The following is a 25577-nucleotide window of genomic DNA, read 5'->3' on the forward strand; positions in this document are numbered from 1 at the left end:
CTCAACCGGCCGGCCTCGTGCCGGCTGGCATGGATCACGCCAGGGAGGAACGTGTCCTATCGCCGCCGTACCAGCACGCCGGCCGCGCTGCCCGTCCAGAGCTGCTCGGCGGGCAACTGGTCGTGGCCGCACCCGGCGAGTGCCGCGCCTCGCTCACCTTCACCGCGGACGTGCTGGACCAGGGCACCTGGTACGTCTCGGCGCCGGCGACGGCAAAAGGACGGGGGCACGGTGTTCCTGCCCCGCGCCGCCACCTTCGACCTCGCCCACTGAACCTCCATCGCTGCCTGGGCACCTCGATGGCGCCCAGGCAGCAGCGCGGCGACGACGAACTCCAGGAGACCGCGGCCCGTGCCTGGAAACACGCCCGGTGAAGCACTGCGGGAGCTGAAAGAACAGCAACGGACCGTCATCCGCCTCATGTACTACCTGGAATGCAGCGTGGCCCAGGCAGCCGAGCACCTCGCATCCCGCCCGGCACCGTCAAGAGCCGCGCCTTCTACGCCGTGCGGGCACTGCGCAAGGCCCTGGAGAAACAAGACGTACTCGGCGAGTAGCCATGGCACGGGCCGGGGGTGCCGCCCTGGTCGTTGTGATGTGCGATCGGTGCCGTGGGACGGCCGGGCGGGGACGACCGGACTGCTGGGGCGATTCGGCTCGCCGGCCAGCATCCGCAAGGCCGGACGACGTCTTTTGATCAGCCTGTTGCGGCAGAATGCCGCGATTGCCGAGCGGCTGATTGAGGACGTCTTCACCGCGCTGGACGAACAGACCGTGGCCGTTCGGGACCTGTGTCCGTTCAGGTCTGATCCGCGGCCCGCAGAGCCAGCGCAAGCCATTCCAATTCCTCGGTCGCGTCGGGCGACGAATACTGCCCGCGCACACGGGCGACGAGCCTGCGGTAGCGCTCCGCCCTCGCCTCGATCCCGGCCTCCAGGCTGCGCAGCACGGCGGCCCGATCGGCGTCACCGAACAGCTCGGACAGCACCTCGGCCGCTGCCGGCCCCTCGGGGGCGATTCCGCGGCTTCTGACCTCCGCGACGGTCTGCGCGACCTTCCTGGCCCACCAAATGGACGCCCCGGGAGGACGGCTCTGCCCTGGCACGGGCGTGTTGAGCTCCAGCCATGTGCGCAGCCGAGCGCGAAAGCCGGGGTCCCGCACCAGTTCGGCAAGTTCGATCCAGGCGTCGACCTGCTCAGGCGTGGGATCGTCGGGCAACTCGATGCTGTAGGTGCGCATGCGGTGACGCAGGCGCGGGTCGACGGTGAGACCGCCGAACACCTCCTCCTTGAACTCATCGATGATCTGCTTGCGTTCGGCGGCGGACAGCCGTGCCAACCGGTTCATCAGTGCTGTCTCCTCAGCGGTGGAACCACGTTTCGCCACGGTGGACAGGACGGCCCGGCTCACCTTGAGGGAGCGGATCTGCGCGTCGAGCGCGGCCACATGGGCGTCGGCGGCCTCGGCGACCGTGGTCCGACCGCTCAGCACCCGGCACACGTCGTCGAGCCCCAAGCCCAGCTCGCGCAGGGTGCGGACCAGTTCGACGCGGGCCACGGACTCGGCGTCGTACAGCCGGTAGCCGCTCGCGGAGCGGGCCACGGGCGGCACCGCTCCTTCGTCCGACCAGAAGCGCAGGGTACGCACGGGAAGTCCGGTGCGCTGCGCGAGTCGGCCGATGGTGAGCACGTCGGGGCGTTCGTCGTCCATGGCGATATCCTGGACCTTCCAGCCGCTGGAGACTCAAGCGTCTTGGTGCGGCAACGGGTGAGTTCTCCGGAGCGCACCGAGCTCCCTCGCCACCGCCAGCGGCGCAGCCACGGCGGTACCGACCTTCGTCCGCGCAGCGCAACCGCCCCGTCGTACGACTCCGCCTGGCACCGAGCCCGCCTGCACCGTTGGGCCGACGGCATGGTCCAAAGAGGTACTGACAGAAGTCGTTGTTCATGTGACTGTCCGACCGCCCCGCTGTCCGTCGACGACCTCCCCGACCGGCTCACCTCCACACCGAGCACCTCCGTGCGGCGCTCGGCACCCTGGAGTTCGCCTCGCACCTGGACCGCCCCCCGGTTCCGGCCTGCCGTTCGCCACGCACACCCCGTGTGGCGAAGTGCAATCCCTGGGCGGCGGACCGGGCCGACAGGGCAGCTCTGACTTCCCCAGGGGAAGCGGGACATCACCGCAACGTCGTCGGCCCGCCCTCTCACACCGCCTCGACGGATCCTGCCTTGCCACGGACGACATCCCGCAGACGCTTCTTGTCGATCTTGCCGACCTTCGTCAGCGGCAGTTCGTCCATGACCAGCAGGTCTTCGGGGAGTTTGTAGCGGGCCACCTGCATCGCGGTGAGGGCGGCGCGGACCGATTCGAGGGTCAGGTCGGCCCCCGGTTCGACGACCACGACCGCGCACACCCGCTCCCCCAGATCGGGGTCAGCCTTCGCGACGGCCGCGACACGGGCAACACCGGGCAGGCGGTAGATGAGGTTCTCGACCTCCTCGGCGGAGATCTTCTCCCCGCCCCGGTTGATCAGGTCCTTGTCTCGTCCTTCGACGACGAGATTGCCCGAGGGGTGCAGCCGGACGACGTCTCCGGTGCGGTACCAGCCGTCGGGCGTGAACGCCCGGGCGTTGTGCTCGTCGGCCCGGTAGTAGCCGCGTGGGGTGTACGGGCCGCGGGTGAGCAGGGTGCCCATCTCGCCGGGCGGGACCGGGTTGTCGGAGGCGTCGGCGACGAGGATCTCGTCGTCCGGGCACATGGGGCGCCCCTGGGTCTCGATCTTGATCTCGTCGGGGTCGTCCGGGCGCGTGTAGTTCAGCAGCCCCTCTGCCATGCCGAACACCTGTTGGAGCGTGCCGCCGAGCACGGGTTCGGCGCGGCGGGCGACCTCCGGGGCGAGTCGGGCGCCACCGACCTGCAGCAACCGCAGCGCGGGCGGCGCGGCGTGGCGGCCGAAGGCGACGGCGTCGATCCAGCGCTGGACGACGGCGGGCACGGCCGCGGTGGCCGTCACGCCCTCGGCTGCCATCAGCGGCAGCACCTTGTCGGGGTGCGGGGTGCCGGCCAGGACCACGCGGCCACCGTTCATGAGGGTGCCCAGGATCCCGGGGCAGGCCAGCGGGAAGTTGTGTCCGGCGGGCAATGCCACCAGGTAGACGGTGTCGGAGTCGATGCCGCAGACCTCGGCGCTGCGCCTCGCGTTGTACTCGTAGTCGTCGTGGGTGCGGGTGATGAGCTTCGGCAGTCCGGTGGTACCGCCGGAGAGCAGGAAGACGGCGATGTCGCTGCTCTGCGGGGCGATCCGGTCGAGCCGGACCCGTGCGGTGGCCGGGTCGTCGGCCGGTGCGGCCAGGGCGCGCAGATCCGTGACATCGGTGCCGACCGTGCCACCTGCGACGAGCAACAGCCGTACGCTCGACGTGGCTTCGGCGACCTCCAGACCCAGGGCCCGGTGGTCGAAGTCGCCGAGTCGGTCCGGTACGGCGATCGACGTGACCTCGGCATGCTCGGCCAGGTAGCGCAGTTCGTGACCGCGGTGCGCGGGCATCGCCATCACGGGAGCGATGCCCGCCCGCAGACACGCCAGGGTGAGCGTGACGAACTCCCAGCCGTTGGGCAGCTGGACGAGCATCGCGTCACCGGGGTTGAGACCACTGTCCAGCAGCCGGCACGCCAATCCGTCGGCTCGGTCGACAAGTTGACCGTACGTCAGGCGTATGTCGCCGTCCACGACGGCCACCGCGTCGCCGTAGGTCGCGGCCCATTCGTGGAGGTACGACCCGAGCGGCCTGCCACGCCAGTACCCGGCTTCGCGGTAGCGGTCGGCGGCCTCCTTGGGCCAGGGAACGAATCCCTCACGCATCGTCGGATCCTCCTTGATCCCGGGAGTCACGCAGCAGCAGTACGGCGTCGAGCGCGACGACGTCGCCGTCGGGTAGGACGCGCAGGGGGTTGATCTCGCACTCGGCCACCGTCTTGTCCGCGGCCAGGGACGAGAGGGCGAGCAGCACGCGGGTGAGTCGCGCGCGGTCGACCGGGGTGGCGCCGCGCGCACCGAGGAACACCTCGCGGGTGGCGAGCTCGTCGAGCATCGTGTCCGCCTCGTGCGCGGACAGGGGCGCGAGACGCAGGGAGACGTCGCCGAGGATCTCGGCGGCCGTTCCCCCGGCGCCCAGAGCCAGCACGGGGCCGAAGACCGGGTCGCGGCGTACGCCGACGATGAGTTCGGGGCCCGCGGGGGCCATGCGCTCGACCAGCCATGCGGGGCTTGCCGGCATGCGGGCGAGGGCGTCGTCGAGTTCCTGGTGCGTGCGGATGCCGACCTGGACCCCGCCGACTTCCGTCTTGTGCAGGATCTCCGCGTCGAGGATCTTCACCACGACCGGTCCGCCGAGCTCGTCGAGAGCCGTGTGTGCCGCGGCGGGGTCGGCGCACACGCGGCTTACGGGCGTACGGATGCCCAAGTCCGCGAGGACACCCTTGGCGGTGTGCTCGTCGACAGGGCCGGACAGGGGCAGCGCGGGTGCACCGCACCCGGTGACGTCGGCGGTCTCCAGGCGAGTGCGGGCCGCCGCGTCCTCGACGAGCGCACGCACCATGACCGAACCAGAGGCCGGCGTGGCCGCGCAGGGAATGCCGGCTTTCCCGAGTTGTCGGCGGGTCTGCCGTGCCTGCTCCACGGGTCCGCCGACGACGGCGACGAGCGGGGTGGCGGTGCGGGCGGCGGTCAGCGCGGCCGGGAGGTCCACCGCGGTGGGTTCCAGCAGCCCGTACACGGCGGTGACGTCGATGCCGGGGTCCTCCGAGACCCGCTCGACGACCTGCGTGAGCGCGGGTGAGGGGCGGCCGGTGTCGACGGGGTTGTTCAGGTAGGTGAGGGCGGGAAGCAGCTCGCGCAGTTCCTTCACCGTCCGTTCGACCAGGGGCGGAACCTGGATGCCGTGCGAGCGCAGGTCGTCGGTGAGCAGCAGCCCGGGTCCGGCCTGCGCGGTGACCAGGCCGATGCCCGGGCGTGGGTCGGCGGGGAGGCGTACGCGGCTGAGGGCGGTGACGGCGTCGACGAGGTCGCGTTCGTCGTCGACCAGGACGGCTCCGGCCTGCCGCAGGGCCGCCCTGGTCACGCGCCAGGAGGTGGCCAGGGCGCCGGTGTGGGAGCGGGCGAAGTCGCCGATGTCGCTGCGGCCCACGACCAGGGCCACGACAGGGACACGATCGGTCAGGCGGCGTACGGCCTCGGTGAGACGGCGGCCTTCCGCCGCCGTCTCCACATGCAGGGCGACGGCCCGTACGCCGTCGTCGTCGGCGAGGTGGTCGAGGACGTCGGCCTGGGTGACGTCCAGGCTGTTGCCCAGCCCGACTCCGAGGCGCAGGCCGACGCCGGCCTCGGCCAGTGCGAAGGCCAGCGCGTGGTTCACGCCGCCGCTGGCGGCCACGACTGCCACCGGACCCGGCTCCAGGTCGGCCACGCCCGGGACGAAACTGGCGGTGAGCCGTCGGTGGGGCGCGAGGAAGCCCGAGGTGTTCGGCCCGAGGACACGGATGCCGGTGTCCCGCACGACCTCGGCCAGCGCTTGTTGGTACAGCGCACCGTCGCCGCCGGCTTCGGCGAACCCGCCCGCGCACACAAGGGCGGCGCGGGCCCCTGCGGCCGCCGCCTCGCGCAGGGCGTCGGCGGTCACGGCGGCCGGGATGCAGGAGACAACCAGGTCCGGCGTGATGCCCTGGGCTTCGGCCGCCTCGTCGGCGGTGGGGAAGAAGCCCCGATCGGGGTCCGGGCGGCCGGAGTTGACCTTCATCACCGGTCCCGGGAAGGAAGCCAGGGAGTCGGTCATCGCCGCGCCGAGCTTCCCGGGCGTGGCCGACGCGCCGAGTACGGCGATGGCTCGGGGTGCGAACAGCGGGTTCAGGGTGGTCACTTGATGCCTCCGACGAGGTCGGCCCGGCCGGACAGCACGAGCGTGGTCGCCGTGTCGTCGTCATACGCGCCGATGACCGCGGCAGGCAGTCCGTGCACGAGCCGGGCCTCCTCCGCGACCAGTACGCGCGTCAGTGCCGTACCGCTGCGTATGCCGATGAGCGGTGTGCCCGCCTGTGCTGTCTCGCGCACCTGATCGAGGGCGAGCGGCAGACCCTCCTCCGTGCCCGGGGCGTCGATCCACACGCCCGCGTGCGACGGCCGGTCGTCGAACGGAACCATCGGGATGCGGGTGCCGTCAGCCCCGGTCAGCCCGTCGTCGCCGGCCGTCACCCGGCGCGAGGGAAAGCGGAACGGCCCGGCACGGAAAGGCGTCTCCAGGGGCTCCGCCTCGTGGCGTCGCCGCCACCATCCGTCGACGCGGTCCACGTACGCCGCGTCGCGCACGGCGAGTTTGCCGCGCGGGATGCTGCGGGTGAGGAAATGGAAGGCGAAACGCGTGGGATCGTCGAACGAGCGGACGTAGTGGCCGAAGTGCTCCCACCACGACAGGCTGGGACGGGCCGAGTTCTGGATCCTCTCGACCTTGGGGCGGCGACGCTCCTCGTAGATCTCCAGTGCCTCCGGCACACTGCGCGACGCCTCCCCCAGGGCCTCGGCCAGCGCGACGGCGTCCTCCATGGCCATCTTGGTGCCGGACCCGACGGAGAAGTGCGCGGTGTGCGCCGCATCGCCCAGCAGCACCCACGTGCCACGTCGCCACGAACGGGCCCTGCGGGTGGCAAAGTTGGCCCAGCGGGAGTTGTTGCCGACCAGTGGATGCCCGTCGATCTGCTCGCGGAACAGGTCCTCCAGGTAGCTCTTGGTCTTTTCGTCGCTGGGGCCCGGCGGGGTGGAAGGATCGAAGGCGTCGAGGCCCGCTGCGGCCCAGGAGTCGGCGTCGGTCTCGACGATGAAGGTGCTCAGCGAGTCGCTGATCGGATACGCGTGGGCGGCAAAGACACCGTGAGGGCCGTCCTGGTGGACGAAGGTGAGCCCATCGAACATGTAGGTGGTGCCGAACCAGATGAACTTCGCGCTCGCCACCTCGGCGGTCGGTCCGAAGTCGTCGGCGAACAGGGTGCGGAAGCGGCTGTTGGCGCCGTCGCACACCACGACCAGGTCGAACTCGTCCAGCTCGGCGGGATCGCGGACCTCGTGCTGGAAACGCATCTGCACGCCCTCGGCGCGGGCCCGTTCCTGCAACAAGCTCAGCAGAGTCTTGCGGACCACGGCCGCCATGCCCATGCCGCCGACGCGCTCCCGCGTACCGTGCACGCGGACCTCGATGTCGTCCCAGTGCCTGCCGTGTTTCTCCAGCGCCTCGCTGAGGACGGGGTCGGCGGCGTCGATGGCGTCGAGTGTGGCGTCGGAGAAGACCACTCCAAAGCCGAACGTGTCGTCGGGGCGGTTGCGTTCGAATACCACGACCTCGGCGCCGGGCCGACTCCGCTTCAGCAGCGTGGCGAAGAACAGTCCTCCGGGACCTGCGCCGATGCAGGCAACTTTCATGGCTTTTCCTTCGTGCTCACAGCCACGCGGGCAGCTTCGGCAGGGATTCTCCGCCGGTCGGGTACAGAGGGCCGGGCACGGGGCGCCCGGTCGCGTAGGCGGCCAGGCTGGGAAGGTCACCGCTCACCGCGACCGGCTCCGCGCCGCCGGGCGCGCCCAGGAGCCAGGTGCGGACATCGCTCTCGGTCCGCAGCTCGACGGAGGGGCAGTCCGGGCGGGCCCGGAAGGCGGCGGCCACGTCGTCGACGAGCGCCGCGCACACTTCGTGCGGGACATCGTCGAAGGTGGTGATGTTCAGATCGACGGTGTGGACCCACACCTCGCGCACGCGCATCCAGGGCACCTGGGAGGCCGGCACCTCGCGTCCCCGTGCCGTCCGCACGGTCGCGCCCCAGCACTCGTCCGGCAGGCCGGCGAACGCCTCGGCCAGTCGTCCGTCGGCCGCGAGGAGTTCCTCACGCAGCACGCCCGCCCGTCGGCGGGCTCCGTCCTCGATCCCGTCGGCACGCTGGTCGGCACTGGTGTACATCGGGGTCTCCACACCCGTACGCGCCCAGGTCATCAGGTTGACGAGCGCGTCGGCGTTCCGGGCCACGTGGGCGACGACGTGGGCCCTGCTCCAGCCCGGCAGGTACGACGGTCGGGTGAGCCCCGCGTCGGTCAGCCGGTGCACGGCCGCCTCGAAGGCGGCCGTCCCCTTGGCGGCCCGCTCCAGCATCGCGGCCGGGCGTGCGCTCACCGCGTCTCCCGGTGGCAGGTGTTGCGGCACTCGCCGATCCCCTCGATGCGGGTGACGAGGCGCGTACCGTCCTGCAGATAGCGGGCGGGCTTACGGGCGTGGCCGACCCCGCCCGGAGTGCCGGTGGCGATCACGTCGCCGGGCACCAGCGTGATGATCTCGGACAGGTACGCGACCAGCGTTGCCGGGTCGAAGACGAGGTCACCGGTGTCGGCCTTCTGGACCGTGTCGCCGTCGACTTCACAGGTCAGGCTCAGGCCCTGGGCGGCCGCCGCGGGGTCGTCGGCGGTGACCAGCCACGGTCCGATGGGGGTGGTGGCCTCGAAGTTCTTGCCCTGGTCCCACTGGGTGGTGCGGTACTGCCAGTCGCGGGCGGTGACGTCGTTGAGCACGGTGTACCCGGCGATCGCGGCCCGTGCCTGCTCCGGGTCGGCGTGCCGGACCTCGGCACCGATGACGACGCCGAGCTCGGCCTCCCAGTCCATCTGCGTGGACGCGGCGGGCAGGGTCACGTCGTCGTACGCGCCGACCAACACCCGCGCGAACTTGGAGAACAGCGTGGGGTGCGAGGGGAGTTCGCGACCCATTTCCAGAATGTGGGTGCGGTAGTTGAGGCCGACGCACACGATCTTCTCCGGTGCGACGACGACGGGGGCGTACTCCAGGGCGCCCTCGTACGTTTCGCCATCGGCGTCCGCGGCACGCGTCGCCCAGTCACTGTGGCGCAGGAAGGCCACCAGGTCGCTCTCGCCCAGGTCCACCGCCCTGTCGTCATCGATGCGGACGGCGCGCGTGGCGCCGTTGACCCGGATGGTGGCGAGCTTCACTTGTGTTCTCCTCGGGAGGTACGGGCGAGGCCGAGCGCCTCGTAGACGGGCTCGTCGCTGAACCGGAACAGGTCGACCTGGGTGCGGGCGACGAGGGAGACCTCGCACCAGGACGGGACGACGAACAGGTCGCCCTTGACGATCTCGAAGACTTTGTCGCCGACGTGGGCGACCGCCTCGCCCTCGAACACCTGCCAGATCGAGGAGCCGACCTGGCGCACCGGGGTGGTCTGGGCGCCGGCCCGCAGACGGCGCATCTCGGTGCGCATCGTGACCAGGGCGTCCCTGCCGGTGGTGGGGTTGGAGAAGCGGATGCCGGCGTGTCCGGCCTCGATCACGCCGGGCACGCCCTCCTGCTCGAGTTCAAGCTGGGCGGTCAGCGCGGCATCGGTGTGCTCCCAGCGGTAGGCGGCCAGCGGGGAGTTGGGCTGGTCGGGCAGGCCCATCGGGCGCAGCCCGGGGTGGCCCCACAGTCGTTCGCCGCGCGAGCGCTCGGGGGTTTCGCGGGTGGAGAGCTCATCGGGTCCGAACTCGAAGAAGCCGGCGTCCAGTTGGGAGACGAGCGGGATGTCGAGGCCGTCGAGCCAGGCCATCGGCTTGTCGGTGACGTTCTGGTGCTCGTGGAAGGCCCAGCTCGGCGTGAGCAGCAGGTCACCGCGCTTCATGGCGATCGCGTCCCCGTCGACGTTGGTCCACACGCCCTCGCCTTCGACCACGAACCGGAAGGCTCCCTGGCTGTGCCGGTGCGAGGGGGCGACCTCGCGCGGACCCAGGTACTGGATCGCGGTCCACAGCGTCGGCGTGGCGTACGGACGGCCCGGGAGGCCGGGGTTGGACAGGGCCATGGCGCGGCGCTCGCCGCCACGTCCCACCGGCACCAGATCGCCGGAGCGCTGTGCGATGGGCAGCAGCTCCGCCCACCGCCACAGGTGCGGCACCGCTGCGGACTGCGGCGACATCGGCATGAGGCCGTCCACCTGGGTCCACAGCGGGATCAGGCCCGCGTCCTCGAAGTCCGCATAGAGCTCGTCGAGCAGCTTCCGCTCGGTCTGCTCGCTGGTTGTGTCGGTCAAGACAACCTCCACGTAATGGGTTCTGTGTATCGCCCGAGGGCGCGCTCACTTGCGCGCTGCAGAGGACGCTACGCCGCCATTTCCCTTTTGCGGAATCTTCTCGGGGTAGAATTCCTCTATGGAGAATTCGGATGGGCCCGGCCCCTCGTATCCCGTGAGTGGAGCCGGCAACGCCCTACGTGTCGTCCGGCTGCTGCACGAGCTCGACGAGCTGCGGGTGATGGACGTGGCCGACCGGCTCGGCGTCGCGCGCTCGACCGCCCACCGGATCCTCGCGATGCTCGTCCACGAGGGATTCGCGGCGCAGGACCGCCGCAAGGTGTACCGGCCGGGGCCGGCTCTGCAGGCGATCAGGGGAAGTCAGGCGGCCCCTCCCCCGGACCTGATCACCATCGCCCACCCTCACCTTCAACGACTGGCGGACGCCGTCCGTGAGACGACCCACCTGATGGTGCTCGAGGGCAACGGAGCACGCTTCCTGGACGGCGTGGAGGGCCCCCAGGCCCTGCGTGTCAGCTACCGCACCGGCACACTCCTGCCCGCCCACGTGACCTCGGGCGGCAAGGCCCTGCTCGCGGCGATGCCGGCGGACCGGCTCCTGGCCCTCTACCCCAACGGACTCCCCGAGGACGGGGCCAAGGCTCCCAAGGACTTCGAGAGCCTGATGAACGAGCTGGTAGCAGTGCGCCGGGACGGCTACGCGACCAACCGGCAGGAGAGCGAGCGCGGAGTGCACGCCGTCGGTGCGTGTGTGCGCGACCGCACGGGCACCGCCATAGCTGCCGTGGTCGTGGCGGCTCCGTCCGTCCGTTGCACCCGCGCAAGGCTCGCTGAACTGTCCCGACCTCTGCTCACGACCGCGCGGGACATCGGGCAAGGCCTGTGAAGGGCAGTGGCGCACGCCGCCGTCAAGCCGCATGGTGGCGTGCGCCTAGCAATCGCCCACGTTCAGTACGCCGATCCCTGCTCCACGAATCGCGCCCTTTCGGCAGCGTGTCTCCTCACAGCCTCAGAACCCGCTCGGCGTTGCCGTGCGCGATGCTCGCGAGGTCGGCCGGCGCGTACGGTGCGGAACGCAGGAATCCCACCGCCTCGGCGCTCGACTCGAACGGGTAGTCGATGGAGAACAGCACCCGGTCGACGCCGACGGCATGGACGGCTCCCAGCAGCGCGGCATGCGACATGACTCCGCTGGTGGTGACATACACGTTGTTCCGCAGGTAGTACGAGGGCAGGTGCCGCACCCTGTGCTCGGCAGGCACCTGGTCGTAGCGGCTGTCGAGCCGGGCCATCTGGAACGGCAGCAGCTCGCCCATGTGCCCCAACATCACCGAGGCGCCCGGGAACTGGTCGAACACACCGCCGTAGATCAGCCGGAGCGCATGGGCACCCACCGTCGCGGTCCAGCCCCAGGACGGCCCGACCAGCACGGGATACCCGTCGAAGACCCGCCAGTTGTCCGCCGGCACCACAGCAGGATGCAGATACAGCGTCACGCCGAGGCGCTCCAGCTCGGCCCATACCGGCCTGAACTGCGGTTCGTCCAGGTAGTGCCCCCGCACATGGTCGTTGTACAGCACACCCTTGAACCCGAGCTCCTTCACCGCCCGACGCAGTTCCACAACCGCGGCCTTGGGGTCCTGCAAGGGAAGGGTGGCAAAGCCCGCGAACCGTTTCGGATGTGCGGCGACCGCCTTGGCGAGATGGTCGTTGATGTGCCGCGCGGCCGCCACGGCCTCCGCGGGGTCCTCGATCACTTCCACGCCCGGCGTGGAATACGAGAGGACCTGGACATCGACGCCGTTGGCGTCCATGTCCGCCAGCCGCAGCTCGGTCAGATCGTCCAGGCGCCGGAACCACTCCCGCTTGATCGCCTCCGGCACCGCCATGCGCTGCCGGATCGCTGCCTCCTGCCGGATGGCTCCGGGAATGGAGAAGGCCTCTTCCACGGCCACGATGCGCATCTTTTTCTCCTTCTTGGCGTTTCGACGGCCCTTCGAGCCGCCGACCGTGGTGGAGGTACGGCTGCCGGGCGCCGTCTCGGCGGCGAGCGCGGGCTGCCCCGCGGCCAGACCGCCGGCCACGGCGGCTCCCCCGGCGGCAGCGGTCGCGGCGATGAATCTTCGCCGGGTGGCCTCGGTAGGAGGCTTGGTGCGGGACTCGGCGGGCGGAGTCACGGCTTGGAAGGGACGGTCGTCGGGCATGTCCACTCTCCCTCGAGGGCACGCGGGTGATTGCCGGGGTCCTGCCAATGGCTGTTGTGACCGGCTGGTCCTGGTCGGCTCGCAGAGTCGGCGGGCCGCGTCCGGCGACCGGGTCCGAGGGCAAGTGCAACCTGTCGGGCAGAGCGCTCCTGGGTGACGTGGGACTGCTGCCCACTTCCCCTCTCTTGAACTGGAGCCAAGCTAGTTCCAGGGTACTTTTCAGTCAAGACCAGTGAGGAAGCCGGATAGACACAGCCTCATCTCATGACTCGTAGTCAAGAATCCGAGGGGTCACTTGGTTTCATGCTGCCGGCGGTGAAGGCGAGGAGCCCGCAGGTCATCGTGCTGCCGCGTACCGGGCAGCCGTTGGCCCCGTGGTGGTTTTCCGTTGCAGTCCCTGCGCGGGTGTCTCCCCTCCATCTGGGGAGACACCCCGCGACTGCGTAGGGAGCGCTCAGCCTCGCGCGGCGAACGCGGTGGCCGCTTCCTCAAAGGACGCGGGTTCGCGGCCGAGCAGCATCCGCAGGACATTGCTGTTGCCGCGCAGGCCGTGCCGGTCATAGTCCTGCCACATGGCGCGCATGTCGGAGGCCCGGGACGCGGAGTCGGCAACTCCCGGTGGGAGCGGTGCGTCCGCCCAGTCCACCGTCCTCGCCTCCAGATCCACTCCTCGTGCACGTCCGGCGATGCGCACCGCCTCGTACAACGTGAGGGCGGGTCCCGCGAGTTCGTAGGTCGCCGAGTCGTGTCCTTGCTCGGAGAGCACCTTGGCGCCGGCCTCGCCGAGGTCACGCAAGTCGATGAACGAGAACTCGTTGTGGACGTCGAACGGCACGTTCACGTGCCCGGCCGGAGCCCGCCCCCACGTCGACAGGACGATCTGCGCGAACATTGAGGGCTGGAGAATCGTCCATTCCAGGTTCGAGGCCCGCACGGCGGCCTCGGCGTTCGCCTTGCGCATGTGGTGGCGCAGCTCAGGGGTGTGCGGGTGGAGGACGGACAGGTACACGAACCGGCGCGCGCCCTCGTGCTCAGCCGCCTCGAGCGCCCTGATCGCGAGCACGTCTTCCTCCGGATGGAACGCCGGCGGGATCATGAACACGAAGTCGGCGTTCCTCAGCGCCTTGCGGACGGCGTCCGGCTCCTCCAGGTCGGCCTCGACGATGTCGTCCACGCCCAGGGCAGCCACTCGTTCCCGCCCTGACGGGCCGTGCACCACGGCCCGGACCCGGAATGGAGCCCGCAGCGCGGCCTCCAGCACGTGCGTACCGCAGAGCCCTGCCGCCCCGATCACCGCGATCAGCGGCTGCTCCTGGCCGCGTACGGCTTCTGACTCGGACACTTTCCCGGTTTCCTCTCGCTTGGATCAGGGGTTGATCACGGTCATCCACATGGGGTCGTCGACTCGTTGCTGTATCGCGTCCATGGCCTTGAGCGCTTCGGTGAGCGGGAACCGATGGGTGATGAGCTCGTCGGCGGTGAGGGTGCCCGTCTCGAGCAGACGCAGGACATCCGTTGCGTCCCGGCGGGTGTAGGCGCGAGTGGCGACGAAGCGCCAGCAGTGCATCATCAGGGCGATGGGGGGCAGCGACAGCGGGGTGGAGTTGCCGCCCATGTGCACGAGTGTGCCGCCGGTGGCCATGCCGGCCATGGTCTGGCCGAGGACGGGACCCTCCGGGATGAAGTCGATGACGGCATGGGCTCCCTCGGGTGCCAGCTCGCGCAGCCGACGGGTGAGAGTGCCGTCGGTCGACCAGTTCTCAGGGAGTTCGTCGAGTGCGACGACACTGGCCGGTATGCCGCCGGCGAGCCCGGCGACGCGGTGGAGACGCTCGGTGGCGCGGCCGACGAGGATCAGACGGGCGACTCCGAAGTGCTCCGCGAGTTTGACCGTCGCGGTTCCCATGGTGCCGGTCGCGGCGGTGACCACGAGAGTGGCCCGTTCCGGAAGGTCGGCGCACTTGAGTGCGCGCACGGCGTTGGCCAGATCCTGGACCTTGGCCGCGACGTCGAAGCCGACGGAGTCCGGCAGGGAATCGATCAGCCAGTGCGGGACACGGACGTACTCCGCGAGTCCGCCGTCGTGGTACTCCTCGTACAGCGGCATCGGACCATCGCCGAAAGCGGCGTGGCCGAGCATGGCCTGCTGGGCGCACATCATGTCCCGGTCGGTACGGCAGTAGTCGCACTCACGGCAGTTCAGCAGGGGGTGCACCCGCACCCGGTCGCCGACCGCGTGCCCCATGACATCGCGGCCGACGGCGGAGACGACGCCTGCGGCCTCGTGGCCGAGGGTGGTGGGCAGATGCTTGAGCGCCCCCATCCGAAGCAGGCGCATGATGCCCGGCGCCAGGCCGGCGGAGGCGACCTTCACGACCACGTCGAGCGGACCTGGCTCGGGGACGGGCAGTTCGTCCAGGACGAGTGCTTCGGCGCCCTGGTGCGCTCGCAGAGCAAGCATCGTGGCCATCAGCGGGCCTCCACGGTGAGGCTCGGGAGCCGTTCGGGGGTGTAGGCATCCGCTGTACGCGTGGTCTCGGCGACCTGGGGCAGTTCCTGGTGCGAGAGGAGACTGACGTAGTCGCCGGGCTCGGTCGCGACGCTGGCGTGGGAGATGCCGAGCGGGATGCGCACGAAGTCGCCCGGCTCGAGGTCGACGATGCCCCGCTGGGTGATCAGCGTGCGGTGGCCGTGGGCCTGGTACTGGATCTCGTCGGCGTCGAGGGTGCGCCGGTAGCGGCGCTGCCCGCCAGGAGCGGTGGTGACCATGCCGAGGCGGATGCGATCGGTCGTGTACAGCCGAGTGACGTCCTGACCGGGATCGGCCCGCAGCACCGCCATCCGCCGGTCCTCCTGGTGCACCTGCTCGAGCAGGAGCTGTTCGTCGACTCCGAAGACGGTGATGTCGTGGCCGAGCGCGGCCATGCACTGAGTGATCGCCTCGTTGGCCTCGCCGGGCTGCCAGCCGGGGAACGGCGGGAACACGGCCCCTGACTCCCGCTGGGCCGGCGCCAGCTCGGTGACCGGCGCGGGGATGTAGAACAGCACGTGGCTGTCCTCGCGGCCGTAGTTGTCGTGGGCGACGCCGCGCGGGATACGGGAGAAATCGCCGGGCTGGAACTCGATCACGCCGAGTTCGGACATCAGGGTCCGTTCGCCGCCGATCTGGTAGGAGATTTCGTCGACGTCGCAGTTGCGGTGGTAGAACGGCTGCCGGCCGTCGAGTTTTTGCCACTCGACGCGGATCTCGTCGTTCTCGTAGACGCCGCGCGGCGGGGCGAACGCCTCCGGCTCGTACTGCTGCGGGTAGTGCACCACGGTCAGCGGCGGGTGCTCCTCCCACAGCTTGACGGGCACCTTCGGTGGATGAGGCGGCGAGAGCAGCAGGTGCTCGTCGCGGACGATACTGCGCAACGGCTGGTCGGAGCCCAAGACCATGACGTCTTCAACGACACTCATGGGGACCTCCTTGTCCTTGGGTGAATGAGTGGATCGACTCGGGTGACGCGGAGGGAATGTGTGCCGCAGCCTGTTGCCTGAAGCCCGTGGCAGTGCTCACCTCTTTCGGCCCCAGTACATCTCGATGCCCTTCCACTCCATCAGTTGAGGGCTGTCGACCTTGTCCCCGAACGCCTCGCGGATCTGCTCTCCGGAGTAGTAGGGAATGTCGTCCACGGGGACGTGCGCGAAGAGTTTGTCGAACCACTGCCGAAGGTGGACGTCGGAGTTGATACGGGAGGAGAACGTCGCTCCCTTCAAGACCGATTCGGCCAGCACGATGCGCCGGCCCGGCTTCATCACCCGCAGCAGGTCCGCGGCCGTCTCGTGCCAGTCGTCACAGTGCTGTGTCGCCTGCAGCACGGCGACGCAATCGTATGCCTCGTCGCCCACCGAGTCCGTGTACGACCAGCGCCAGCAGCCGATCTGGCCGTTCCGGCCGGGGACCTTGCCCAGGACGGCGTTTCGTCCGTCCTTGATGATCTCCACGGTGTCGATGACACCCTCCGGTCCCACCAGGGCCCGCATGTCCTCGACCCACCCGGAGGGCGCGATGCCCTCACCGATGAGCAGAACCCGGTCCCCGGGGCGGAGTTCGAGCAGACCGTAGACGATCTCGGAGATCGGCCGGGCCAGCTCCTGCCATATGTACGGCAGACCACCGGCGATGGCCATGGCCATTTCCCATTTCGCCCGCTGGGTGACGTCATGGATCTCCGGGCCGAAACGCTCCTCGTCCCACGGCTGGATGTATCCCCACGGGTCGCCGCCACCGAAGCTGTCCTTGGCTGGTGTGCTCATGTCGTCATGTCCTCCGTAGCCTGCGGGAAGCGCCCGGTCAATCAAGCGCAGGTGTTGACAAGGGAGCCGATGCCCTCGATCTCGATACGGACCTCGGTGCCGGACTGCAGGAAGCGTCCCTCCTTGTGTCGACACCGGCCGGCGTTCCGGTGGCGATCACGTCGCCGGGCTCCAGGGTCGTCTGCCGAGAGACATAGGAGGCCGCCCGGCCGGGGACGCGGCCCTTCTGCACGTCGCGGGCGCTGACGTCGTTGACGATCGTGAAGCCGGCGACGAACGCGTACGCCTCCGCCTCGGACACATCGGTCGCGCGCCGGCCGATGACGACCGCGAGTTCGCCTTCGTAGTCGACCTCGTCGGGGGCTGCCTTCGGGAAGCGGATCCGCCCGCCCGTGCCGATGACCGAGGAAGGAGCCTTCAGGAAGACGACCGGCTCCTCCGCCACGCCGTTGTAGTCCACCTCGGTGCGGTGGTCGGCGTACGCGTAGCCCACCGCCCAGATCTTGGAAGGTCTGGGGACGGGGGCGATCAGCTGAGCCTGAGCCACGGGGACACGGTCACGGACCGAGGCCGTGGCGATGGACGCGATGTCGAGGCCGGCCTGCAGGGCGGCGCCGAGGTCCGCCGCGTCGAGGTCGAGAAGGGCGACGGTTTCGCCGTCGTCCTCAGGTCTGCCGATTCCCTTGGCCGTGCTGACGAGCCTGGTCACAGGGCCACGGCCTGGTTGTCGAGGCGCAGCAACTCGCTCTCGGGGTCACCGGCACGGTAGCGGGCGGTGAAGCGATCGGGGTCGAGCTCCAGGCCGGAAGGGTTCGCGGCGAAGACGGGCCCGGACATGAAGGCCACCTCCTCCTCGGTGGTGACGAAGTTGGCGCAGGAGAACTCGACGATGTTCCCGTCCGGGTCGCGGTAATAGAAGCTGGTGGCCTGGCCGTGGTTGGCGGCACGGTGCGGGCGCACGCCGATGGAGGCCATGTGTTCGTGCTGGGAGATGAGGTCGCCCAGGGTGCCGACGCCGAACTGGAAGTGATGCAGGCCCGGCCCGGAAGCGTCGGTCCCGATCAGACTGTCGATGCCGAACAGCGCGAGGACCTGGCTGTGCGGGGAGTCACGCACACGGAAGAAGCCCAGCCGGACGTCGACCGCTCGCTCGGGCATCCCCACGGGACGCGGCGGAGCGTCGGGATCCGGGGTCCGCTCGTAGAACGGGCCGTGTCCCAGTACGTGCGTGTAGAAGGCGGCCATGTCGTCGTAGCGGCCGGTCTTGAGCACGAGTTCGGAGAGCTGCAACGCGACGGCTTGCGTTCCGCCGGCCCCTGTCCCGGTCCCGGTCTCGGTCTGGGAGGTCGTCGTCATCGTGGGGGCCTCCTTGCCCGTCAATCGGTGGGGTGCAACGGCCTTGAGGTACGGCGCGTGATGCGCTGCTTGCCGCCGGTACGGCGGAACTGGTGGTGGACGGACTTGCCGTGGGGCCGGCCGGCCTGGGTGGTGGTGACCTCATGGGCAAACACGTGGACGGTCTGCCGCGCCCTGTCGGCCTCCCGCGCACGGAGGAAGTCGAGAATCTCGCTGCGCCGCCTGTCTCTTGAACCCAAGACGAGCGTAGCACCGCGTATGACCCCTCAAAAGTCTTGTGTTTCTACAGGTCTTCCATACAGCGGCATGCGCATGCGACTCTGACCCCGGTTCAAGAGATCGGGCCATGAGCGGTCCGACCCTTGCTCAGGAAGGCAGATCTTTGATGTCTGACCAGCACGAGAGAGCCGGATCTCGGCGCGTCCTGGTCGTGGGAGCGGGGCCCGTGGGCCTCGCCCTCGCGACCGAGTTGGGGTGGCGTGGTGTACCGGTCACCGTGATCGATCAGGGCGACGGCCGCGTGCCCTTTCCAGCAGGTGAGGCGATCTTTTCCCGCACCATGGAACACCTTCGCCGCTGGGGTTGCGCGGAAGAGGCACGCACGGAGTCGGCACCGCCCCCGGACTACCCGCACCGCACGGTGTTCGCCACCTCCGCAACGGGGAGCGTCCTCACCGAGTTCGACTACGGGGTCACCAACCGGTCCTCGGGCGTGTACGCCTCGCTGACTCCGGAGGGTCCCGCCTTCCTGTCCAAGTTCTCCTTCGTGCCGCTGCTCGCGCGCACGGCGAGTGAACTGCCAGGAGTCGAGATCAGGTACGGCACCCGCCTGGAGACGATCGAGCAGGACTCCGAGGGTGTCCTGGCCGTGGTGCGCGACATGGCGAGCGGTGCCACCGAGAAGCTGGCCGGCACGTACCTGGTGGCCTGCGACGGAGGCCGCAGCGGCATCCGTCGGGAGCTCGGCATCGAGTTCGAGGGCAGGTTCGCGCAGGGCCACAACTTCGCTGTGCACTTCCGTGCGCCCCAGCTGCTCGACCTGCTGCGGGAGCGGCTGGGCGGCCCCGCGGTGCAGATCCACACCCTGTCGTCGGCGCGCAGGCCGTACATCACGGTGGTCAACGGCGTGGACGAGTGGCGGCTCTCGGTCTACCTGGACGAGGAGCCCGATCCCGATGACGCGGTCGCCTGGATACGCGAGGCCGTCGGTGCGCCGATCGACGTGGAGGTCCTCGCGGCGCAGCCCTGGAGCGGGCACTGCGTCGTGGCCCGCACCTACCGTGCGGGGCGGGTGTTCCTCGCGGGCGACGCGGCGCATCTGCTGTGGCCCAAGGGGGGCTTCGGCGCCAACACCGGGATCGGCGACGCCGTGGACCTCGGCTGGAAGCTCGCCGCGACCCTCCAAGGATGGGGAGGCCCGGCGCTGCTGGACAGCTACGAACAGGAGCGGCGGCCGATCGCCGTCCGCAACGTCATGGAAGCCTCCAGCAACTGGAGGGCCGACGCGCGGCTCGTCCCCGATCCAGTGCTCGACCGCATGGACGCGGAAGGCGAACAGGTCCGACGTGAGATGAGCGAGGAGATCCGCCGGACCCGCGCCAAGGAGTTCCGCTGCACGGGCGTCCAGCTCGGATACCGCTACAGCGGCTCCCCGATCTGCGTACCGGACGGCAGTCCGGAGCCGCCCGACGAGCCGGACGAGTACGTACCATCGACCTGGCCCGGCTGCCGCGCACCGCACGTCCGGCTGCCCGACGGCAGCTCGGTGCTCGACCACTTCGGGCGCGGATTCACGCTCGTGGTATCGGGTTCCGCGGACCCGACGCCTCTGGTGCAGGCCGCGCGCCGGTGTGGTGTGCCGTTGGCGGTGCTGCGCCTCGCCGCCCCGGCCGCCGCGGAGCTGTACGAGCGGCCGCTGGTGCTCGTCCGCCCGGACGGTCACGTCGGCTGGCGGGGCCGGCAGGCTCCCGCACATCCCGTCGCCGTGCTCGACATGTTGCGCGGGGCGGCGGTCCCGCCTCCGGACGCGAAAGCGCCCGGAGCGGCGCAAGCGGTATCAACGGGAGTCGGGGCTCACCTCGTCTGAGGTGCCGCGCTCAGCGCTCTCGTCCCTTGGCCCCTGCGCTCCTGGCCATGACGGACTCCATCAGGAACCGGATCATCTCGTGGGCCGGCCTGTTCCGGTCGTTGGGCACGTTCGCCCCTTCGAACACGGCGAGCGCGACATCGCGGACGAGCGCGGCATCGACGCCAGGGTCGTGATCGAGGCCGCGCTCGGCCATGAGCTCGTCGACCAGTCCCACGATCCAGTTCAGGAAGGTGTTGTGGGCCTCGCGGACTGCCTCCGAATAAGGAAGTCGGTCGTGCATGGCCTGGTGCAGCGGCCGGGAGTAGCGCATGTCGGACAGCCCGCGCACGAGGCGGCTCAGTGGGTCGGCACCGGCCTGCTCCTCGTTGAGGATGCGGATCTCGCGACTGAGCAGGCGGTTCATGACGGCGGCGAAGATGTGGTCCTTGGAGTCGAAGTACCAATAGACGTTGCCCCGGGCCACGCCCGCGGCGGAACTGATGTCCGCCATCGTGGTCTTGGCGTAGCCCTTCGCCAGGAAGAGCTCGGTGGCCGCGGCTAGCAGATCACCCGTGCGCTCCTCCCGGGGGATCTGTTGGCGGTTCCGCGGCATCCCGACTCCTCCCATGAGTTCACCACATCTCACGTGAGTGTAGACACCTGGCAGGCCGCGCCCTGCTCAGGAGGAAGGAGTGCGGTGACCACCGGGCCCGGGCGAGGAGTCCCTGGAGATCCTTTGCCGAGGACACACCGTCGACCGCATCCAGTGCAGGAACCGCCCCACGCGCCCCGACATCGGCGTGGCGTCCCAGACCCGGGTCCAAGGCGGTGCAGCGTCTCGAACCCGGGTGCCGGGCCGGTCGATGGCCTGCCTCGTGAGGGGACGTATGACGGACCGGGCTCGGCCTGGGACGTCCGTCGGCGCCCGTGACTTGAATCAGTCCGACGTCTCGCCGCTCTCGGCCAGGATCCTGTTACGGACGCCGGCGAGGGCTCCCGCCATGGCACCCGCGGGCCTGCCGAAGGTCGAGGCGGAGAACCGCGCGGGACCGGTCTTGGCGGTGAAGGAGTGTGCGTAGGCGAACTCCCGCAGTCCCTCCTCGCCCTGCTTGCGCCCGTAACCGCTGTCGCCGCGACCACCGAAAGGCACTGCGGGGTTCATGGAGAACACCAGTGCATCGTTGATGCTGGTCATTCCCACGCGGAGGCGACGGGCGATGGCTTCGCCGCGATCGCGGCTGAAGACTGCGCTGCCCAGCCCATACTGGCCGGCGTTGATGTGAGCGACGGCCTCGTCGGCGTCGGCGACCTTGATGACCGCCAGTGTCGGCCCGAATGTCTCCTGCGTCGCCGCGAGGGCGTCGGGGGCCACTCCGACCAGGATGGTGGGCGCGACATAGCGGTCACCCACCGCGTCGAGGCCGCCGACGGTGGCTGTCGCGCCGCGCTCGAGAGCGTCCTGGATGTGTTCCCGGATGATCGAGGTCTGGCTCGGCAGCGGAACCGGCCCGATCTCCGCATCCTCGTCGCTGCCGACGCGTACCTGCCCGGCAAGCTCGCTGATCTTCTGGACGAACTCGTCGTGCACCGACTCGACGACGTAGGCCACTTCGAGACTGATGCAACCGTGCCCGGTGTTCTGCATGGCGCCCCACACGATGTGAGCGGCGGCTTCGTCCAGGTCGGCGTCCTCGGCGACGATGACGCCGTCCTTGCCGCCGAGTTCCAGCAGAACGGGCGTCAAGGTCTGAGCGCATTGGCCGGCCACCATCCTGCCCGTGGCGACGCTGCCCGTGAACGCGAGCTTGTCGAGGCCGGCCTTGATGAGCTCCTGCCCCGTGGCCCCGTATCCGTTCAGGTTCTGCAGGACGGCGGGGAGGTCCGGAACGGCGCGCTGCCAGGTCCGGATGAGCCATTCAGCGACGCCGGGCGTGATCTGGCTGGGCTTGAGGACGACGGCGTTCCCGGCCGCGAGCGCGTCGGCGAGGATGGCCGCGGGGGTGAGCAGGGGGAAGTTCCACGGGCCGATGACGCCGACCACGCCATAGGGCTGGTACTCGACCCATGCACGCTGGTTGGGCGTGGTGGGGCCGGCCGGGACCTCCCGGCGCTCCAGGACGCGCGCGGCGTTGTCAGCGGCGTACTGCAGGTGCTCGAGAGTCCCGAGCACTTCGACGCGGGCGTCGTCGAGGGGCTTGCCGTTCTCGGCGTGAATGAGCGCGGCGCCCTCCTCTCCGCTCAGGGCTATCTGCCGCCGCCACGCGCGCAGCCGCTCCGCGCGGCCCTCGAAGCCGAGGTCCCACCAGGCCCCGGTGACCGAGCGTGCGGCGGCGACGGCCGCGGCCGCCTCTTCCTTGCCGGCCACGGGGTATCGCGCGAACTCGGCTCCGGTGGCCTGGTTGATGGTGACGATCTCGGTCGCGTCGTATGCGATGGCGCCGTCACGCGTGATCGTCGGAGTGTTGTCGGTCATGAGTCTTCCCCTACTTTCTTAGGGTCGGGAGCAGCGCCGAGGAAGCGCCCGCTCTACGCCTGCGGGCCGCGGTAGCGAGCCGCAGGAGTGGGCTGGTTCCCGCCGGTGACCAAAGCGGACTCCGCGGACAGCAAGGCATCAAGGGCTGCGGCCTGGCCCTCCAGACCGGGGGCGCAGACGGTCTCCCCCAGACGCAGGCCGGCAAGGCTGGCCGCGGCGACGTCCTGCGGGGGCATCGCCCAGGGGATGTCGCGGCCGACGCCGCCGTTCCACTCCGTGGCCACGACGCCGGGCAGCAACACTTGCGTACGGATGGGCGTGTCGGCGAGCTCACCCGCGAGGGTCCGGGTGAAGGCGACGGTGGCGGCCTTCGCCGCCGCGTAGAGAGTGCGTCGGGGTGCGCGGGGATCCTCGAGGCCCCCACTGAAGGCCAGCAGCGAGGCCACGGTGATGATCGCGCCTTCTCCGGCGGAGAGCATTCCGGGAAGCGCGGCGCGGACCAGCTGAACGGGGGCCACTGCGTTGAGGGTGAACAGGCGGTCGATGTCGGCGGGGTCGACATCGACGAGCGGGGCGTAGCCGCCGGCGCCGGCGTTGCTGACCAGCAGGCGCACGTCCCCCGCGGCCAGGCGATCGGCGACAGCGGTGATGCCCTCATGGGTGCCGAGATCGGCGGGCAGTACCTCCACGGCTGCACCCCGGGCGCGGAGCCCCCCTGCGAAGTCGCCGAGCCGGTCCGCGCGGCGCGCCACCAGGACGAGGTCATGGTCGTCCGCCAGGAGACGGGCGTATTCGGCGCCGATGCCAGAGGAAGCGCCAGTGATGAGAGCGATCGTACGAGTCATACCTCGAGCGTGCCTCAAGCGTTAGCCTTGTGTCAAACGCTTGATTCTCATGAAGTGTCGTATTCTTGGCGGGTGATACGTGATGACGAGGAGCCTGTCGGGCTCGGCGCGCTTGACCGGGTGACCTGGGCATTGCGCCGCGCGGAACTGGCGGTGCAGACACTCAAGGAACAGCGGCTGCGCCCGCTGGGCATGGCCGCCGCGCACTACACACTCCTGATGTCGGTGCACAGCGAACCAGGGCTGGCCGGCGCCGAGCTGGCCCGCCGCCTCAACGTGACCCCCCAGGCCGTCGCCTCACTGGTGGCACGCCTCGAGGGCCGCGGGCAGTTGGAGAGGCGCGCACACCCCCGTCACCGGCACGTCCAGGAACTGCACCTCACCGATGCCGGACGGGAGGCGCTGCGCGCGGCCGACCAGGTGATCGCCGACATCGAGCGCCACATCACCGAGGGCCTGGGACCGGACGAGAGCGCGCAGCTGCGGACGCTGCTCGAACGGGTGAGCAAGACGGTGCGCGACGCCTGAGCCCGTCGGCCGGCCGCGACTGTGCGTCGGGGCGCGCGGCGCGGCGCACGCTGACTCCTCCCTCTCGGTCCGGCGCATCGTGCGTCGACCGCCAGGGGGGTCCGTCCGACTGCGGAGCCGCCCAGCCCGCGGCGAAGGCAGCGGCCACTTGCTCGAAGGACGCGGGTTCACGGCGAGCAGCATCCGCGGAACGTTGCTGTTGCCGCGCAGGCCGTGGCGGTAGTAGTCCTGCCACGGCGCGCATGTCCGATGCCGGGAGGGAGAGTGGGCCACACCGGGCGCAAGCGGCGCTTCCGCCCAGTCCACCGCCCTCGCCGCCTCAAGGTCGACGGCTCGTGCGCGCACGGCCTCGGCGAGCGGGACGGGCCGTCCCGCCAGTCCGCGGGTCGCCGAGCCGTGGCCACTCACACACAGCACCCGTGTGCGGGTGGAGGGCGGACAGGTACACGAACGTGCACGGCGGCACGGACCCTGACGGCGCACGCCTTGCCGCCTGAACCAGGTGCGTGGCGCAGATCCCAGCGGTCCCCACCACCGCGAGCAAGGCGGCAGAGCTTCTTGCTCACCGCTGCCGTCTCGGACACTGCCTCATCTCTTCTCACTGCGTCGTGACGGCACGGGCACACCACGTCGGGACTCGGACACCAGCCGGCCACGGTCATCCGCACGAAGTCGCCGGTGCGGTCGAGGGCCGGGTCACGGGACGAGGACGATCTTCCCCGTCGTACGCCCGGTCATGATCTGCCGATGCGCGGCGGCCGCTTCGCGCAGCGGATGGCTGGCGGCGATCATGACGCGCAGTCGCCCGGCCCCCGCGGCTTCGGTGAGCTGCATGCGCGCGGCGGCGCGGACTTCCGTGCCGGGGTCCGCGCCGGGCCCGCCGCCCAGGAGCTTGATGCCGGCTCGGGCCCCGCGTTCGAACGCCGCGACGGTCGCGATGCGGGAACGGTCCGCCACGAGTTCCACCGAGACGTCCACCGCCTCGTCGGTACCCACCAGGTCGGCAGCCGCGTGGACGCCCTCCGGCGCTGTCGCACGCACCCGGTCCGCCAGACCCGGCCCATACGGGATCGGAATCGCCCCCAGGTCGCGCAGTACGTCGTGCTTGGCCGGACTCGCCGTTCCCAGCACCCTGGCACCGCGCTCGACGGCCAGCTGCACGGCCATCAGGCCGACGCCTCCCGCGGCACCGTGGATCAGCACGGTGTCGTCCTCACGCAGGCCGATCGCTTCGAGGACGTGCACAGCGGTGACGCCCGTGACCATCAGTCCTCCCGCCTGCTCCCAGGAGAGAGCGGCGGGCTTGGGCACCACCGACGAGGCCGGGACGATGAGTTCGGCGGCGTACGCGCCGGGCGCTCGGTACGCGATCGCCTCGTCGCCGATCTCGATCGGGCCGGCGGGGCCGATCGCGTCGGCGCCGACCGCGGTCACCACACCGGCCGCTTCGGCGCCGAGCCGCATCGGCAGGTTCGCCGGATCGGTCCCGAAGGCGCCGCTGTACGTCTTGTGGTCGAAGGGGTTGACGCCGGCGGCGCGGACCTCGATGCGCACCTGACCCGGCCCGGGCTCCGCTGCGGCGACATCGATCACCGACAGCACCTCGGGACCACCGTAGGCACGCGCTACTACTGCTTCGCTCATGTCAGAGGACAACACGGTGCCGGAAGGGCCGATTCCCCCTCACGGGACTTTTTTG

The 25577-nt window shown here is 70.2% G+C and carries 24 protein-coding genes and 1 pseudogene; 6 read left to right on the forward strand and 19 right to left on the reverse strand.

The window, feature by feature from the left end; all coding sequences use genetic code 11:
- Positions 1 to 29 precede the first annotated feature (29 nt).
- The 3 genes and pseudogenes from CP976_RS04285 to CP976_RS43575 all read left to right on the forward strand — a co-directional run.
- On the forward strand, positions 30 to 374 hold the full coding sequence (locus tag CP976_RS04285) for a hypothetical protein (RefSeq protein ID WP_150479088.1): 345 nt from the start codon (positions 30 to 32) through the stop codon (positions 372 to 374).
- Positions 375 to 434: 60 nt separating this feature from the next.
- Complete coding sequence (locus CP976_RS44305) at positions 435 to 557, forward strand: hypothetical protein (RefSeq protein ID WP_268250167.1); 123 nt, start codon at positions 435 to 437, stop codon at positions 555 to 557.
- Positions 558 to 588: 31 nt separating this feature from the next.
- Positions 589 to 783 (forward strand): annotated as a pseudogene (locus CP976_RS43575) (hypothetical protein); the annotation flags it as partial.
- A gap of 16 nt (positions 784 to 799) precedes the next feature.
- Here the strand turns inward: CP976_RS43575 and CP976_RS04300 are convergent.
- The 7 genes from CP976_RS04300 to CP976_RS04330 form a co-directional block, all read right to left on the reverse strand.
- Positions 800 to 1711, reverse strand: a complete 912-nt coding sequence (locus CP976_RS04300) for a helix-turn-helix domain-containing protein (protein ID WP_150479089.1) — start codon at positions 1709 to 1711, stop codon at positions 800 to 802.
- Positions 1712 to 2204: 493 nt separating this feature from the next.
- Positions 2205 to 3863, reverse strand: a complete 1659-nt coding sequence (locus CP976_RS04305; RefSeq protein ID WP_150479090.1) for a (2,3-dihydroxybenzoyl)adenylate synthase — start codon at positions 3861 to 3863, stop codon at positions 2205 to 2207.
- Entirely contained in the window at positions 3856 to 5916 is a 2061-nt protein-coding gene (locus CP976_RS04310; RefSeq protein WP_150479091.1) for an acetate--CoA ligase family protein, read from the reverse strand. Before CP976_RS04310 ends, CP976_RS04305 begins: the two co-directional genes overlap by 8 nt.
- The gene (locus CP976_RS04315) at positions 5913 to 7466 is read right to left on the reverse strand and encodes an FAD-dependent monooxygenase (protein ID WP_150479092.1); all 1554 of its coding nucleotides are present in this window, start codon (positions 7464 to 7466) and stop codon (positions 5913 to 5915) included. The genes CP976_RS04310 and CP976_RS04315 overlap by 4 nt, the downstream gene beginning before the upstream one ends.
- Before the next feature lie 16 nt (positions 7467 to 7482).
- The gene (locus tag CP976_RS04320) at positions 7483 to 8205 is read right to left on the reverse strand and encodes a maleylpyruvate isomerase family mycothiol-dependent enzyme (protein WP_150479093.1); all 723 of its coding nucleotides are present in this window, start codon (positions 8203 to 8205) and stop codon (positions 7483 to 7485) included.
- On the reverse strand, positions 8202 to 9032 hold the full coding sequence (locus CP976_RS04325; protein ID WP_150479094.1) for a fumarylacetoacetate hydrolase family protein: 831 nt from the start codon (positions 9030 to 9032) through the stop codon (positions 8202 to 8204). The genes CP976_RS04320 and CP976_RS04325 overlap by 4 nt, the downstream gene beginning before the upstream one ends.
- Complete coding sequence (locus CP976_RS04330; RefSeq protein ID WP_150479095.1) at positions 9029 to 10105, reverse strand: cupin domain-containing protein; 1077 nt, start codon at positions 10103 to 10105, stop codon at positions 9029 to 9031. Before CP976_RS04330 ends, CP976_RS04325 begins: the two co-directional genes overlap by 4 nt.
- A gap of 118 nt (positions 10106 to 10223) precedes the next feature.
- Between CP976_RS04330 and CP976_RS04335 the strand changes: the two genes are divergently transcribed.
- Complete coding sequence (locus CP976_RS04335) at positions 10224 to 10991, forward strand: IclR family transcriptional regulator (RefSeq protein ID WP_229876623.1); 768 nt, start codon at positions 10224 to 10226, stop codon at positions 10989 to 10991.
- 115 nt (positions 10992 to 11106) lie between these two features.
- Here the strand turns inward: CP976_RS04335 and CP976_RS04340 are convergent, their stop codons facing one another.
- From CP976_RS04340 to CP976_RS04375, 8 genes are all read right to left on the reverse strand, one after another.
- Positions 11107 to 12309, reverse strand: coding sequence for an amidohydrolase family protein (locus CP976_RS04340; RefSeq protein WP_229876624.1), 1203 nt, complete (start codon positions 12307 to 12309; stop codon positions 11107 to 11109).
- A 454-nt stretch (positions 12310 to 12763) separates the two neighbouring features.
- Positions 12764 to 13651, reverse strand: a complete 888-nt coding sequence (locus CP976_RS04345) for an SDR family oxidoreductase (protein ID WP_208838930.1) — start codon at positions 13649 to 13651, stop codon at positions 12764 to 12766.
- A 24-nt stretch (positions 13652 to 13675) separates the two neighbouring features.
- A complete protein-coding gene (locus CP976_RS04350; protein WP_150479096.1) occupies positions 13676 to 14779 on the reverse strand; it encodes an alcohol dehydrogenase catalytic domain-containing protein in 1104 nt (367 codons plus the stop codon).
- Positions 14779 to 15768 carry a hypothetical protein gene (locus CP976_RS04355; RefSeq protein ID WP_167537272.1) on the reverse strand — a complete coding sequence of 330 codons (990 nt, stop codon included), beginning with the start codon at positions 15766 to 15768 and terminating at the stop codon, positions 14779 to 14781. Before CP976_RS04355 ends, CP976_RS04350 begins: the two co-directional genes overlap by 1 nt.
- A 96-nt stretch (positions 15769 to 15864) precedes the next feature.
- Positions 15865 to 16608 carry a methyltransferase domain-containing protein gene (locus CP976_RS04360; RefSeq protein WP_150479097.1) on the reverse strand — a complete coding sequence of 248 codons (744 nt, stop codon included), beginning with the start codon at positions 16606 to 16608 and terminating at the stop codon, positions 15865 to 15867.
- A 37-nt stretch (positions 16609 to 16645) separates the two neighbouring features.
- Positions 16646 to 17317, reverse strand: a complete 672-nt coding sequence (locus CP976_RS04365; RefSeq protein ID WP_150479098.1) for a fumarylacetoacetate hydrolase family protein — start codon at positions 17315 to 17317, stop codon at positions 16646 to 16648.
- Positions 17314 to 17964 carry a VOC family protein gene (locus CP976_RS04370; protein WP_150479099.1) on the reverse strand — a complete coding sequence of 217 codons (651 nt, stop codon included), beginning with the start codon at positions 17962 to 17964 and terminating at the stop codon, positions 17314 to 17316. Before CP976_RS04370 ends, CP976_RS04365 begins: the two co-directional genes overlap by 4 nt.
- Before the next feature lie 20 nt (positions 17965 to 17984).
- A complete protein-coding gene (locus tag CP976_RS04375) occupies positions 17985 to 18203 on the reverse strand; it encodes a hypothetical protein (RefSeq protein ID WP_150479100.1) in 219 nt (72 codons plus the stop codon).
- Between the two features lie 146 nt (positions 18204 to 18349).
- Here CP976_RS04375 and CP976_RS04380 point away from each other — a divergent pair, with 146 nt between their 5' ends.
- Positions 18350 to 20050, forward strand: a complete 1701-nt coding sequence (locus tag CP976_RS04380) for an FAD-dependent monooxygenase (RefSeq protein ID WP_208838931.1) — start codon at positions 18350 to 18352, stop codon at positions 20048 to 20050.
- 10 nt (positions 20051 to 20060) lie between these two features.
- On the opposite strand, the gene CP976_RS04385 is transcribed toward CP976_RS04380, so the two are convergent.
- The 3 genes from CP976_RS04385 to CP976_RS04395 form a co-directional block, all read right to left on the reverse strand.
- Positions 20061 to 20645, reverse strand: a complete 585-nt coding sequence (locus CP976_RS04385; RefSeq protein WP_167537273.1) for a TetR/AcrR family transcriptional regulator — start codon at positions 20643 to 20645, stop codon at positions 20061 to 20063.
- 324 nt (positions 20646 to 20969) lie between these two features.
- Complete coding sequence (locus CP976_RS04390) at positions 20970 to 22505, reverse strand: aldehyde dehydrogenase family protein (protein WP_150479102.1); 1536 nt, start codon at positions 22503 to 22505, stop codon at positions 20970 to 20972.
- A gap of 53 nt (positions 22506 to 22558) precedes the next feature.
- Positions 22559 to 23350 carry an SDR family NAD(P)-dependent oxidoreductase gene (locus CP976_RS04395; RefSeq protein WP_150479103.1) on the reverse strand — a complete coding sequence of 264 codons (792 nt, stop codon included), beginning with the start codon at positions 23348 to 23350 and terminating at the stop codon, positions 22559 to 22561.
- Between the two features lie 72 nt (positions 23351 to 23422).
- Between CP976_RS04395 and CP976_RS04400 the strand changes: the two genes are divergently transcribed.
- Positions 23423 to 23878 (forward strand): MarR family winged helix-turn-helix transcriptional regulator, encoded by a 456-nt coding sequence (locus CP976_RS04400; RefSeq protein ID WP_150479104.1) that lies wholly within the window; start codon positions 23423 to 23425, stop codon positions 23876 to 23878.
- Between the two features lie 696 nt (positions 23879 to 24574).
- Here CP976_RS04400 and CP976_RS04405 read toward each other — a convergent pair.
- Complete coding sequence (locus CP976_RS04405) at positions 24575 to 25522, reverse strand: quinone oxidoreductase family protein (RefSeq protein ID WP_150479105.1); 948 nt, start codon at positions 25520 to 25522, stop codon at positions 24575 to 24577.
- Positions 25523 to 25577 lie beyond the last annotated feature (55 nt).

This window comes from Streptomyces coeruleorubidus (genome assembly GCF_008705135.1).
Classification (GTDB): Bacteria; Actinomycetota; Actinomycetes; order Streptomycetales; family Streptomycetaceae; genus Streptomyces; species Streptomyces coeruleofuscus.